The organism is Dorea sp. OM07-5 (assembly GCF_003481355.1).
GTDB classification, from domain to species: Bacteria; Bacillota; Clostridia; order Lachnospirales; family Lachnospiraceae; genus Dorea_D; species Dorea_D hominis.
The window spans coordinates 12770-26243 of sequence record NZ_QUKZ01000008.1 but is presented as its reverse complement, the minus strand read 5'-3'; the positions used below and the strand labels follow the sequence as shown (position 1 = coordinate 26243).

13 protein-coding genes are annotated in these 13474 nt (G+C 42.0%); all 13 read left to right on the top strand.

Annotated elements, in window-relative coordinates; translation table 11 throughout:
* Positions 1-82 precede the first annotated feature (82 nt).
* The 13 genes from DXC04_RS09170 (at position 83) to DXC04_RS09110 (ending at position 13404) form a co-directional block, all read left to right on the top strand.
* Positions 83-853: an REP-associated tyrosine transposase gene (locus DXC04_RS09170; protein ID WP_118520490.1), complete on the top strand. Its 771-nt coding sequence runs from the start codon at positions 83-85 to the stop codon at positions 851-853.
* 114 nt (positions 854-967) lie between these two features.
* Positions 968-2296, top strand: a complete 1329-nt coding sequence (locus tag DXC04_RS09165; RefSeq protein ID WP_118660867.1) for a CCA tRNA nucleotidyltransferase — start codon at positions 968-970, stop codon at positions 2294-2296.
* A gap of 152 nt (positions 2297-2448) precedes the next feature.
* Positions 2449-3459: a MarR family transcriptional regulator gene (locus DXC04_RS09160; protein ID WP_118660865.1), complete on the top strand. Its 1011-nt coding sequence runs from the start codon at positions 2449-2451 to the stop codon at positions 3457-3459.
* A 195-nt stretch (positions 3460-3654) separates the two neighbouring features.
* The gene (locus tag DXC04_RS09155) at positions 3655-3930 is read left to right on the top strand and encodes an HU family DNA-binding protein (protein WP_021860640.1); all 276 of its coding nucleotides are present in this window, start codon (positions 3655-3657) and stop codon (positions 3928-3930) included.
* Positions 3931-4325: 395 nt separating this feature from the next.
* Positions 4326-4565, top strand: a complete 240-nt coding sequence (locus DXC04_RS09150; RefSeq protein WP_118660863.1) for an RNA-binding S4 domain-containing protein — start codon at positions 4326-4328, stop codon at positions 4563-4565.
* Between the two features lie 232 nt (positions 4566-4797).
* Complete coding sequence (gene yabP / locus DXC04_RS09145) at positions 4798-5085, top strand: sporulation protein YabP (protein ID WP_021860642.1); 288 nt, start codon at positions 4798-4800, stop codon at positions 5083-5085.
* Positions 5086-5088: 3 nt separating this feature from the next.
* Entirely contained in the window at positions 5089-5412 is a 324-nt protein-coding gene (yabQ, locus tag DXC04_RS16195; RefSeq protein WP_117537893.1) for a spore cortex biosynthesis protein YabQ, read from the top strand.
* A 92-nt stretch (positions 5413-5504) separates the two neighbouring features.
* Complete coding sequence (locus DXC04_RS09135; protein WP_118660861.1) at positions 5505-5831, top strand: FtsB family cell division protein; 327 nt, start codon at positions 5505-5507, stop codon at positions 5829-5831.
* Between the two features lie 179 nt (positions 5832-6010).
* Positions 6011-7414 carry a SpoIIE family protein phosphatase gene (locus tag DXC04_RS09130; RefSeq protein ID WP_118660859.1) on the top strand — a complete coding sequence of 468 codons (1404 nt, stop codon included), beginning with the start codon at positions 6011-6013 and terminating at the stop codon, positions 7412-7414.
* A gap of 150 nt (positions 7415-7564) precedes the next feature.
* On the top strand, positions 7565-8929 hold the full coding sequence (gene tilS, locus DXC04_RS09125; protein WP_117537891.1) for a tRNA lysidine(34) synthetase TilS: 1365 nt from the start codon (positions 7565-7567) through the stop codon (positions 8927-8929).
* Positions 8913-9440 carry a hypoxanthine phosphoribosyltransferase gene (hpt, locus tag DXC04_RS09120; protein ID WP_118660857.1) on the top strand — a complete coding sequence of 176 codons (528 nt, stop codon included), beginning with the start codon at positions 8913-8915 and terminating at the stop codon, positions 9438-9440. Before tilS ends, hpt begins: the two co-directional genes overlap by 17 nt.
* Positions 9441-9457: 17 nt before the next feature.
* Positions 9458-11308 carry an ATP-dependent zinc metalloprotease FtsH gene (ftsH, locus tag DXC04_RS09115; RefSeq protein WP_118660855.1) on the top strand — a complete coding sequence of 617 codons (1851 nt, stop codon included), beginning with the start codon at positions 9458-9460 and terminating at the stop codon, positions 11306-11308.
* 35 nt (positions 11309-11343) lie between these two features.
* Entirely contained in the window at positions 11344-13404 is a 2061-nt protein-coding gene (locus DXC04_RS09110; RefSeq protein WP_118660853.1) for a glycoside hydrolase family 13 protein, read from the top strand.
* The last annotated feature ends 70 nt before the right edge of the window (positions 13405-13474 follow it).

Genomic DNA, 13474 nt, shown 5'->3' with positions numbered 1-13474 from the left:
TATAATTGGGGACGGGGATTTTCGAGAAAATCCCCGTCCCCAATTGAAAAAGACCTGTCCCTTTTTAGGAAAGGAGACAGGAATGCCTCGTAAACCAAGGAAGAAAAGTATATCAGATATTTATCATGTAACTAATCGAGGAGTCAATCATTTATCTATATTTGCACAAAACCGAGAAAAAGGACGAATGTTAAATTTGATTCGGGAGAATTGTGACAAATATCATGTGGGCATATATTCTTATTGCATCATGCCCAATCATTTTCACCTTTTAATAAAAGCAAGTTTATCAGATTTATCAGCATTTATGGCTGTTATATCATCAAAATATGCATCATATTATAATTATAAACATAAAAGATCAGGAGTTGTTTTTCAAAATCGTTTTCAAAGCCAGTGCATAGAAGATGCCAATTATTTTTGGAACTGTTTGCGCTATATTCATTTGAATCCCGTAAAGGCAAAATTATGTAAAGATCCAAGATCATATAAATATGGAAGCATGAATGAATTATGTAAAATAAGAAAAAAAGAGATTTTGGATGAAAATGTATATAAAAAAATCAAGGAATTTTTTGGAACAGCAGAGCAGTTCTGGGCGTTTCATAATTTGCCGGATAGTAGTAACAAGCTATTATTTATTGATATAAAGGAAGAAGAATTTGATCAAATGAAAGAGATTGCTGTAGAGATATTAAAAAGTATGTCACAGCAATATAAAGAATCTATGAAGGAAATATTAGAATACTCAGCAATGAGAAACGAATTTGATCGAAAAATAAAAACGGCTCTTAATATTTCACAATGTATGGTGGAAAACATAAGAAAACAAGTGTTAGAAGAAATATATTAGATAATTAGGGACAGGTCTTTTTGAATTGGGGACGGGGATTTTCTGGAAAAACCCCGTCCCCAATTCAAAAATGTGGTATGATAAAATGGAATGTGGATAAGTGGAGGTAAAAATGTGGAATATTTAGAATTACAATTACCAGAGAATGTGCAGAAGATTATCACTACATTGCAGATGTATGGTTATGAAGCGTATGCAGTTGGTGGGTGTGTAAGAGATTCACTTTTAAATAGAACGCCGGGTGACTGGGACATCGCAACATCTGCGATGCCCGGAGAGACAAAATCTTTATTTGATAAAACATTTGACACAGGGATTGAACACGGTACAGTGACGGTTGTATTTGGCAGAGAGGGATATGAAGTTACAACGTACCGGATTGACGGGGAATATACCGACAGCAGACATCCGAGGGAAGTAACGTTTACAAGAAGCCTGAAAGAGGATTTGCTGCGCAGAGATTTTACAATCAATGCAATGGCATACAATGATAAAGACGGACTGATTGATATTATCGGAGGAAAAGAGGATCTGCAAAGGAAATGTATCCGGTGTGTGGGAAATGCCAAAGAACGTTTCAGCGAAGATGCACTCAGAATCTTGAGAGGTGTGCGTTTTGCTGCACAGCTGGGATTTGATATTTCAGAAGATACAAAAGAAGGTATGCGTGAGCTGGCACCAACACTTAGAAATATCAGTGCGGAACGGATACAGGTGGAGCTTGTGAAGATGCTCACTTCCGACCGACCGGAGTTACTTAAAATGGCATGGGAATTGAAAATTACACAGATATTTCTGCCAGAATTTGATCGTATGATGGAAACGATACAGGAGACACCGCACCATATGTATAACGTGGGTGAACATACACTGCATGCGATGAAAAATGTACGTGCAGATAAGATACTGCGTTTGACTATGCTTTTACACGACACAGGAAAACCAGCTCTAAAAACGATGGATGCAAATGGAGTTGCACATTTTAAAAAACATGCGGCAGAGAGTGAGAAAATTGCCGGACGTGTATTAAAGCGCCTGAAATTCGACAATGATACATTGCGTAAAGTGACAAAACTTGTAAAATATCACGATTACCGCATGGAAGCAACGGAAAAAAATGTGCGGCGCGCGATGAATATTATAGGTGAAGAATTATTTCCATATTATATGGAAGTAAGGCGTGCGGATGTACTTGCGCAGAGCCTGTACAAAAGAGAAGAAAAAATACAGAATCTGGACGAAATAGAAGAGTTATACCGGAAAATTGTCGCACTTGGGCAGTGTGTATCTTTGAAAACACTGGCAGTAAACGGAAGTGATTTGATTGCAGCAGGAATGAAGCCGGGTAAAAAAATCGGAGAAAAATTAGAAGAATTGCTGGAACTTGTAATTGACGATCCGGATATGAATACAAAAGAAAAGTTATTCCAATATTTGGGATAACTAAGTGTATAAATGTGTGAATAAGTAAGTGGATAAAGTAACCAAAAGGGGACGGGGATTTTCTAGAAAATCCCCGTCCCCTTTTGGTATATTCACGCCTGCTTTTACATACATTTAGAAAGAATATGATATGTAAAGTGCAGGGGATAGATATGCAGGAGTTAGAACAAAATGTGTTAGAACAATATAATATGGAGATAAGCAGCACCCGCAAGATCAGGGGTGCTGTTTTATGCGATACAAATCGGGGATGGTTTCTGCTTAAAGAAGTGTCGCTGACCGCAAACCGGATTCCTGCACTCTGTGAATTATATGAATATCTGAGAACTGAAGGATACACTCATTTGGATCATATAGAAATGAACAGGGAAGGCGGGCATATTACAGAAATGGAAAATGGGGAGAAATATATATTGAAGCGATGGTGTGATGGAAAAGAATGCGAAATACGCCGATCAGAAGAACTGGTGGAGGCGTCAGCAGAGCTTGCAAAGCTTCATCTCCTTCTTCAGCATCCCATGGAAAATAAATGCGGACAGGCGGAACATCTGGTGAAAATATATGAAAAGCATGACAGAGAACTGAAAAAAGTGCGCCGTTTTATCAGAAAGGTGCCTTTGAAAGGAGAGTTTGAATGTGCATTCCTGAAAGCTTTCGACAGTATGTATGAATGGGCGCAGGCGGCAACGGAAGAGCTTGGCAATTCAGACTATGAGAAACTTAGAAATGACTGCTTTCTCACGGGCAAGATGATTCATGGGGAATACAATTATCATAATATACTGATGTGCCGGGATATGCGCAGCAGCAAGGTCGCTGCGATCACTAATTTCGAAAAGTTTCATCAGGATGTGCAGGTGGAAGATCTGTATTATTTTCTCAGAAAAACAATGGAGAAAAATGGATGGAAAGAACGTTTTGCAGATGCAGTGTTAAATGCGTATTCAGCGATCCGTCCAATTAGTCCGGATGAAATGGATTATCTGCGCATCCGGCTTATGTATCCGGAAAAATTCTGGAAAGTTGCGAGTGTGTACTATCATTCAAATAAGGCGTGGATGTCTGTAAAAAATGTCGAGAAATTGCAGACGGCAGTGATGCAGATGAAACAGAAAAAGAAGTTTTTAAAAGCTGTTTTTAATGAACCAGTACAGGGGCTTTAAAAGAGACTTTCAGAAAACTGCAAAAAAGTGTGAAAATGCCGGAAAATGGGCATTTTCTGGATGAAATTCCTTGACAAACAATAAGAAAACAGGTATAACAGTAACTAAAGGCGGTTGGCGCGGGGACGTGAAAACCGATGACAGAATAGAATAAATAAGGGATTCTATAGTTAAACAAGAGGAGGAAAATTATCCATGAACAAAACAGAATTAGTAGCAGCAATCGCTGACGCAGCAGAATTATCTAAAAAAGATTCCGAGAAAGCTTTAAAAGCATTTGTTGATGTTGTTACAGAAGAGCTGAAAAAAGAGCATAAAATCCAGTTAGTTGGTTTTGGTACATTTGAAGTAAGCAAGAGAGCTGCAAGAGAGGGTAGAAATCCTCAGACAGGTAAGACAATGAAGATTGAGGCTTGCAAAGCTCCAAAATTCAAAGCTGGTAAGGCTTTAAAAGATGCTGTTAATGCATAATCAGTAATAGTAGTGGATTATAACGGAGTGTCTTGCGCTGTGGCGTCAGGCACTCCTTTTGTTATGGCGATGAGGAAATGCAGGCTGCCTATAAAACAACACCTTTCAGACTATCTACAGGTTGGGTGAAAGCATTTTAACATTATGAAGAAAACCTTCAATGATGTAATGAAAAATTCGTCAATTGTATTATTAATTAAAAGAGATTGTACAAGATGAACAATAGTAATTTATCACATACAAAATGAAATTACAGATATCATATTTTTTTCAGCTAAATATAGAAAAAAGTGGTGTGCAGAAATCTTAAACAAAATAGATAAGTTGCAGGCAGCAGAGTGTGAAGGTATATAGAAAATTTATTTCCTGAGAAAAATTTCGAGGAGAAGAAAAACATGAGATTAGACAAATTTTTAAAAGTATCCCGCCTGATTAAGCGCAGAACCGTGGCGAATGAAGCATGTGATGCGGGACGCGTGCTTGTCAACGGGAATGTTGCGAAAGCATCCGTGAAAGTTAAAGTCGGAGATATTATCGAAATCCAGTTCGGTACGAAGACAGTTAAAGTAGAAGTCCTGACAATTCAGGAGACAACGAAGAAAGAAGAAGCAAAAGAATTGTTTAAATATTTATAAAATGTCATATTTTATCTTGATCTTTCATAAAATTATTTTAGTCGGAGGAGACGCTTGCTTTTATGAATAAATGGCGGGCAATAAATATGGCCTGGAGGAAATGCCAATTCCGGTTAAGATAAATGCTCCGCAGGAATGTGCAGCAATTTTCTTAGGTGAATGTTAACAGTGTTTATCAGAAGCGTATGCAGCTCCTGCGTGTCCGGCTCGATTAAGAAAGGTTGGGATACAGATGGAAGAAAGAACAACGGTATCGAAAAATCATAAACTGGTTGTAAATAACCGGAAGACAAGTCTGGTGACAGGTGTGCTGGATGTGTTGTCCTTTGATCTGAATGAAGTGTTTCTGGAGACGGAACAGGGAATGCTTATGGTCAAAGGGAGCGATCTGCATGTGAACCGGCTGAATCTGGAAAAAGGCGAGGTGGATCTGTCCGGGACGATAGACAGCATCGCTTATTCGGATGTACAGTCGGCGGTCAGCAGAGGCGAGAATATTTTTGCAAAATTGTTCCGGTAACGCATGCCACAGATTCGGGAAGAAGTCGTGATTTTTCTTGCTGCACTGCTTACTGGGATGATCGTGCGGTTGGTTTATATCGGACTGAATGTGTTCCGTCAAATTGTCAGACATAATCTTCGCATTATGGAGAGTGAAGACCTGATTTTCTGGATTGGATCTGCATTTTATATCTTTGTGCAGAATTACCACACAAATAATGGTAGCATGAGATGGTATTGCATACTAGGTGTGGTAGGAGGCGCGATTCTTATATCAATCCTGTATACTCATCTAAAAAAAGTGCAAAAAAAAATCTACACACGCAAGAAAAATAAATGCCCTTAAAAACTTGCGAAATGTCCGAAAAACATTTATCATATATAAGTAATTAAGGGAAAAGCCTGGGTGGGACCGGGCAAAAGGGTGAGTATATAATTATGAATGCAAAGAGACAAAAGAGACGCGTGAGCTTTGGGCAGAGAAGGCGTGTCAGAACACACAAGAGAAGCATGATTGCAATTGGAACTGTGCTGGTGCTGATGATCATTACACTGACCGTAAGTGGAATGTCACTTAAGGCAAAGGAACAGCAGAGTATTGCAAGAGAAGCAAAGTTAGAAGAACAGATCAAACAGGAGAAAGCACGGACTGCACAGATCGAAGATATGGAGAAGTATGCAGATACCGATGCATATGTAGAAGAGATTGCACGTGAGAAGCTACATCTCGTACATAAGAATGAGATCATATTTAAAGCAAAATAAAAGATACAGATGATAAGCTTTGGGAGAATTCCCAAAGCTTTTTCAGTTATGGCGACGAGGCAAATGCGCCATGCTTGCATGGTAGCATTTGCCGACCGCTAATCAGCGAATAAAACTCGCAGCGCGTGTTTTATCGCTGATTTATTGCTGGCATTACAATTATAAAAGGGGAGATAAGGGTGGAAGAATTAAAAGAAAAAGGAGCATTTTCCAATCCGTATGTGATGCAGATGGACAAATTTGCAGATTCGCTGGTTCATTTATCCAGAACATTCTTTACACTGGAAGGGTATAAGGGAACATTTTCAAGAGAGGAACTGGAAACAATGTTTTCCAGAGTGACGGAGCAGGTATGCGAAAATTGTGAGAACCGGAAAGAATGTCTGGGCGAAAAAAAGATCCAGACATATCAGCGTATGTACGACATCCTGTGTGCAGTGGAGAAATACGGTGCGGAAATCAATATTGAATTAAAAAGAAAACTTCAGAAACAGTGCGTGATGGCACCTCGTTTTCTGCGGGAGACATTGGAAGCATTTGAAAATGCAAAACAGCAGCTCATATGGAACAATCGGATGGTGCAGAACCGGGAAGGCTATGCAGGACAGCTGCAGAGCTTTGCGAAAATGATCCAGTATACGACAAGAGAACTGGAGGCAAGTATTTTTGAGGATCGGCATCTGGAAAAGAAATTAAAAAATCACTTGAAAAAACAGAACATTAAAATGATGTCGGCAGTATTCTATATTACCCCGCAGGGAAAATATGAAGTACATTTAAGTGTAAAAGCGCCGAAGGGGCAGTGTATTGCGACAAAAGAGCTTGCACACGAAGTGGGGAAATGTCTGGGACGCCCGATGATTCCGGGGCAGAATGAGCGCCCGATTCTCGGAAATGAATATGCGTCCATCGCCTGTGTGGAAGGGGCAAAATACCAGACGATACAGGGAGTTGCCAGAATCGGCAAAGAAGGCGAGAGTATTTCAGGAGATACATTTTTGATGACAGATCTTCCGGGTGGTAAGAAAGGTATTGCCCTGTCAGATGGCATGGGTTCCGGGGAAGAAGCATTCCGGGACAGTACAATGGTTGTGGAAATGTTGGAAGAACTTCTGGAGGCAGGATTCCCGGTCAATACAGCAATCCAGATGATGAACACGGCGCTTGTAATCGGAAGAGAAGAGGTGCGTTTTTCCACGGTGGATGTCAGTTTGTTTGATCTGTATGATGGAACATGCGAGATTGTAAAAGCAGGCGCGTCAACGACATTTATCAAGAGAAAGGACAAAGTGGAAATGATTCGCTCTACATCCCTACCAATCGGAGTCCTTGCGGATATTGAAACAGATCAGGAAAAACTGGAACTGGAATCCGGCGATATGGTGATTATGGTGACGGATGGAGTACTGGATATGCTGACGGTAGGCGAGCAGGACACAATTATGTGTACGCTGATCGAACAGTCTTCGCTTGTAAATCCAAAAGAATTTGCCAATTATCTTCTTGGACAGGCGCTGGAATGGGGACAGTCACTTCCGGGGGACGATATGACGATCATTGTGACAGGCATCTGGAAACTGTAAGAGGGAAAAAACGGTGCAGCCCTTGTAAAACTTGCAATTTTCAGCAAAATTATATATATTAAAAATGATATCATAAAACAATTTTTAGATATCATGGATGGAGAATTTGCTCCGAATTTAAAATAGCAGGAAAACAAAGGATATAAGAAAATGTATCAGAAAGTAAAAGCATATGTGAAGAAATGGCATATGCTTCAAAAAGAAGACAGTGTTATTGCAGGTATATCGGGAGGCGCCGATTCGGTATGCCTTCTTTTCATGCTGCTAAAGCTGCAAAAGGAACTGGGATTTGCCCTAATGGCAGTGCACGTAAATCATGGCATCCGCGGTGCAGAAGCAGAACGCGATGAAGCTTATGTGAAGCGGCTGTGCAGACAATGGAATGTCCGGCTGAAAGTGTACCGGGAAAATGTGCCGGCATATGCGAAGGAACATGGTATGACCGAAGAAGAGGCGGGAAGAGATATACGGCGTACTTGTTTCTGTAAAGTATTAAAAGAGTGGGGTGGAACGAAGATCGCCCTGGCGCATCATGAAAATGACAATGTGGAGACACTGCTCTGGAATCTGTGCAGGGGTACCGGTATCCGGGGGTTGGGAGGAATCGCGCCGGTAAATGATGTGTGGATAAGACCACTGCTCTGCGTAAAAAGGCGGGAGATTGAATCATATCTGAAAAAGCGGGGAATATCTTATTGTACAGACACGACAAATGCAGACCGCAGGTACATGAGAAACCGTATCCGGATGGACGTTATCCCGTATCTGGAAGACTGCGTGAATACGGAGAGTGTTTCGCACATGGGAAAGACGATGGAGCGGATGTATGAACTGGAGCAATATATATTAGAAGAAGTCGGGAAGTATAAAGAGAGCTGTACTGGCTGGAAGAATGGTAGACGGATCATTCGCCAGACAGAATATACAAAGATCCCGAAGGCACTCCGGGATAATGTCTTACATGAGATTTTATGTGAGACAGCAGGCAGACGCAAAGACATTGAAGAAGTGCATATACAGATGCTGCGGGATTTATTTACAAAACAGGTCGGCAAAAGGATCGATCTGCCTTACGGGGTGACAGCAATCCGCACATATGAAGGTGTCCGGTTTGAAAAAAATATACCTGAAGCGTCTTATGCCGGAGACGAAAATGAATTATTTTCCATTCGTGTATTTGACAGAGAGCCTGGAAATGTAACATTTCCAGAAAAAATATACACGAAATGGTTTGACTATGATATAATTAAAAATACTGTAAAAATAAGACATCGAATAGCTGGCGACTCCATTGTAATCAACAGATACGGAGGCAGGAAAAAACTGAAACAGTACTTCACAGACCAGAAGGTTCCGCAGGAAGACAGAGATAAGATCTGGATCGCAGCGGACGGAGATGAAGTGCTGTGGATCGTCGGTTACAGGCAGAGCCAGAAATACCAGATTACAGAGAAGACAACGAAGATATTAGAAATACAATATTACGGAGGAGAAGAAAATGGCAGAGACAATTAAAGTTATGATTTCTGAAGAAGATGTAGACAAGAGAATCCAGGAACTGGGAAAACAGATCAGTGAAGCATATGCAGGAAAACAGGTGCATCTGATCTGCGTGCTGAAGGGCGGAGTGTTCTTCATGTGTGAACTTGCAAAGAGAATTACGGTTCCGGTTTCCATGGATTTTATGAGCGTAAGCAGTTACGGAGACGGAACATCCTCAAGTGGTGTTGTTAAGATCGCAAAAGACCTGGATGAGTCTCTGGAAGGAAAAGACGTTCTGGTTGTAGAAGATATCATTGATTCCGGACGTACCTTATATTATCTGCTTGAGATCTTAAAGAAGAGAAATCCAAACAGCATGAAGCTGTGTACGCTTCTGGATAAACCGGACAGACGTGTGCGCGATGTAAAAGTAGATTATGTCGGTTTTGAGATCCCGGATGAATTTGTGGTTGGATACGGTCTGGATTATGCACAGAAATACAGAAATCTTCCATATGTTGGTGTAGTAGAAGGCGTAGAATAAAAAAGGAGGATGAGCCGGTGACAGATAATAAAAAGAACAGAGGACTGAGTGGAATTACTCTGTTCCTGTTTGTACTTATTGTACTTGGCGCACTTTGGTTTACAAATACACTGGATAGCAAGGAGAGTCAGTTGAGCCGACAGAAATTTGAAAAACTGATCACCAGTGAAAAAGTAGACAGTGTGACGATAACACAGAATAAAAACGTTCCGACCGGAAGCGTGGAAGTGCAGTTAAAGAACAAGAAAAACGGAGAAAATGAGAAGAACTACTTATATGTATCTGATGTAAATGAGATCCAGAAATATCTGGACAAAGCAAAGATTGATTATGAGATGTCGGATGTTCCGAGAGATAACTGGTTTGCAACAACGATTTTCCCGGTATTGCTTACGATGGCTGGATTTTTCCTGATCTTTATGATGATGAACCGTCAGGGCGGCGGTGCAAATTCCAAAGCGATGAGTTTTGGGAAAAGCCGTGCAAGACTCAGCACAGAACAGGATAAGAAAATTACGTTTGCACAGGTGGCAGGATTACAGGAGGAAAAAGAAGACCTGGAAGAGATTGTTGATTTCTTAAAATCCCCGAAGAAATATATCCAGGTTGGCGCAAGAATCCCGAAAGGTGTACTTCTTGTGGGACCTCCGGGAACCGGTAAGACTCTGCTTGCCAAGGCAGTCGCCGGAGAAGCAAAAGTACCATTTTTCACAATTTCCGGTTCAGATTTTGTGGAAATGTTTGTCGGCGTAGGAGCATCCCGTGTGCGTGATCTTTTTGAAGAAGCTAAGAAGAACGCACCGTGTATTATTTTCATTGATGAGATCGATGCCGTGGCAAGAAGCCGTGGAACCGGTATGGGCGGCGGACATGACGAGAGAGAACAGACATTGAACCAGTTACTGGTAGAGATGGATGGATTTGGCGTAAATGAAGGAATTATCGTAATGGCTGCGACAAACCGTGTAGATATTCTGGACCGTGCGATCTTACGTCCGGGACGATTTGACCGTAAAGTTATGGTTGGAAGACCGGATGTAAAGGGACGTGAGGAGATCCTGAAAGTCCATGCCAAAGGCAAACCGCTCAGTGAAGAGATTGATCTGAAACAGATTGCGCAGACAACAGCGGGATTTACAGGAGCAGACCTGGAGAATCTTCTGAACGAAGCGGCAATCCTTGCGGCGAAAGACGAGAGAATTTACCTGAAACAGGATGACATTAAGAGAGCATTTGTCAAAGTCGGAATTGGTGCGGAGAAGAAGAGCCATATCATTTCCGAAAAAGAGAAGAAGATTACAGCTTATCATGAGGCGGGACATGCGATCCTGTTCCATGTACTGCCGGATGTCGGACCGGTTTACAGCGTGTCTATCATCCCGACCGGAGGAGCCGGCGGTTATACAATGCCACTTCCGGAACGTGATGAGATGTATAATACAAAGGGCAAGATGCTGCAGGATATTACGGTATCGCTTGGCGGACGTGTAGCAGAAGAAGAGGTGTTTGATGACATTACAACCGGAGCTTCGCAGGATATCAAACAGGCAACGGGTCTGGCAAAATCCATGGTTGTAAAGTTTGGTATGTCTGATGAGATCGGACTGGTAAGTTATGATAATGAAAACGATGAAGTATTTATCGGACGCGACCTGGCACACACATCCAGAGGTTATGGCGAGAGTGTTGCAACTGTGATTGATAAGGAAGTAAAGCGTATCATTGATGAATGCTATGCCAGAGCAAAACAGATCATTGAGGAGCATAAAGATGTACTTCATGCATGTGCAGAGCTTCTTCTGGAAAAGGAGAAAATCTCAAGGGAAGAGTTTGAAGCATTATTTCACGATGAACCAGTGGAAGCGTAGCAATCGGAACCGGCAGAAGGAAAGGACGACAGAACATGAATAAGCAGGCTTTATTTTGTGACGGAACAGCGAGGTATGTGTGTCCGTTGGAACCGGAAGTGGGGGAAACAGTTACACTTAAGTTCCGGGCGGCAAAAGAAGATAATATACAGATAAGGCTGGCGATCAATAACGAATTATATACGATGGAAAGTGAACGCACCTATGGTGCGTTCACTTATTACCGGGCAGAATGGAAACTGAAAGATGGGATGACTTCCTATTATTTTGAGATTCAGGATGGTGAGGAAGTCTGGTATTACAATCGAAGCGGGCTCACGGATGGGCGGATTCCATATTATGATTTTCGCCTGGCTCCGGGATTTTCCACGCCGGATTGGGCAAAAGGCGCAGTTATTTATCAGATTTATACGGATCGTTTTTATAACGGCGATCCGGGAAATGATGTGGAGACAAGAGAGTATTTCTATATTGGCGATTACAGCAGCAAAGTAACGGACTGGAACAAATATCCGGCGGCGATGGGAGTCCGGGAATTTTACGGTGGTGATCTGCAGGGAGTGATTGACAAACTGGACTATTTACAGGATCTGGGAGTGGAAGTACTGTATTTCAACCCACTTTTTGTCTCTCCTTCGAATCATAAATACGACATCCAGGATTATGATTATATTGATCCGCATTTTGGAAAAATCGTTGAAGATGGCGGCGAACTGCTTTCGCCCGGCGAGAAATCGAATAAAAAAGCAACGAAATATCAGAAACGTACGACTTCCTTTGTAAATCTGGAAGCAAGCAATGAATTATTTATAAAACTGGTAGAAGAGCTGCACCGCCGCGGTATGAAGATTATTCTGGACGGTGTCTTCAATCACTGTGGATCATTTAATAAATGGATGGATCGGGAGTGCATTTACGAGAGGCAGAAAGGCTATGCGCCGGGAGCATATATTTCCAGAGAAAGTCCGTATCATGATTATTTCCGGTTCTTCTCAGATGAGGAAAAAGACTGGCCATATAATGGAAAATACGATGGCTGGTGGGGGCATGATACTTTGCCAAAATTAAATTATGAGGAATCGGTGAAACTTGAGAATTATATTTTAAATATGGGACGCAAATGGGTGTCGCCGCCGTACAATGTGGATGGCTGGAGACTGGATGTAGCAGCGGATCTCGGACGAAGCAACGAGTACAATCATCAATTCTGGAAGAAATTCCGTGAAGTGGTAAAAAATGCAAATCCAGATGCGATTATTCTGGCAGAGCATTACGGAGATCCGAGAGAATGGCTCGGAGGCGATGAATGGGATACCGTTATGAATTATGATGCATTTATGGAGCCAATCACCTGGTTCCTGACCGGAATGGAAAAGCACAGTGATGAGATGCGTGAAGAGCTCCGCGGAAATGCAGATAACTTTACTAGAGCGATGACGTATCATATGGCAAATATGATGGTGCCATCCCTTCTGACATCCATGAATGAATTGTCCAATCACGATCATTCGAGATTTTTAACGCGTACGAATCATATGGTTGGCCGTGTTGCCGAACTGGGACCGGAAGCGGCGAATGAATTTGTTAATCCGGCTGTAATGCGCGAAGCGGTTGCCTTCCAGATGACGTGGATCGGGGCGCCAACGGTATACTATGGCGACGAGGCTGGTGTCTGTGGATTTACAGATCCGGATAACCGACGAACCTATCCGTGGGGACATGAAGATCAGCAGATGCTGGGATTCCATAAAGAAATGATCCGCATACACAAAGAGCATGAAGCGCTGCGGACAGGAGCTGTAGTTATGCTGCACTGTGAGAAAAATATACTGGCTTACGGCAGATTTACAGAAGAAGAGCAGATTATTGTGATTCTGAATAACCGGAGCGAACTTGCAGAAGTAACGGTTCCGGTATGGCAGGCGGAAGTGCCGATGAAGACAAATATGAGACGGCTGATGTATTCTTACAAGGATGGATATACAACGGAATATGAGAAATATCTTATCAGGGACGGCGAACTGGTGGTGAATATGGGAGCGTATTCGGCGTTAGTTGTCGAAACGATAGACGAAATGGGGACGGGGATTTTCTAGAAAATCCCCGTCCCCATTTCAAGTAGTTATCCACAGGCTGATTTCAGCGTTTTCCCGATGAAAATGTGGA

Bases quoted from the DNA above. Each gene is read 5' to 3' on its own strand.
- DXC04_RS09170 (WP_118520490.1), top strand. From the start codon at position 83: ATGCCTCGTAAACCAAGGAAGAAAAGTATATCAGATATTTATCATGTA.
- hpt (WP_118660857.1), top strand. From the start codon at position 8,913: ATGGCAGAGACAATTAAAGTTATGATTTCTGAAGAAGATGTAGACAAG.
- DXC04_RS09150 (WP_118660863.1), top strand. From the start codon at position 4,326: ATGAGATTAGACAAATTTTTAAAAGTATCCCGCCTGATTAAGCGCAGA.
- DXC04_RS09160 (WP_118660865.1), top strand. From the start codon at position 2,449: ATGCAGGAGTTAGAACAAAATGTGTTAGAACAATATAATATGGAGATA.
- tilS (WP_117537891.1), top strand. From the start codon at position 7,565: ATGTATCAGAAAGTAAAAGCATATGTGAAGAAATGGCATATGCTTCAA.
- yabQ (WP_117537893.1), top strand. From the start codon at position 5,089: ATGCCACAGATTCGGGAAGAAGTCGTGATTTTTCTTGCTGCACTGCTT.
- yabP (WP_021860642.1), top strand. From the start codon at position 4,798: ATGGAAGAAAGAACAACGGTATCGAAAAATCATAAACTGGTTGTAAAT.
- DXC04_RS09155 (WP_021860640.1), top strand. From the start codon at position 3,655: ATGAACAAAACAGAATTAGTAGCAGCAATCGCTGACGCAGCAGAATTA.
- DXC04_RS09110 (WP_118660853.1), top strand. From the start codon at position 11,344: ATGAATAAGCAGGCTTTATTTTGTGACGGAACAGCGAGGTATGTGTGT.
- DXC04_RS09135 (WP_118660861.1), top strand. From the start codon at position 5,505: ATGAATGCAAAGAGACAAAAGAGACGCGTGAGCTTTGGGCAGAGAAGG.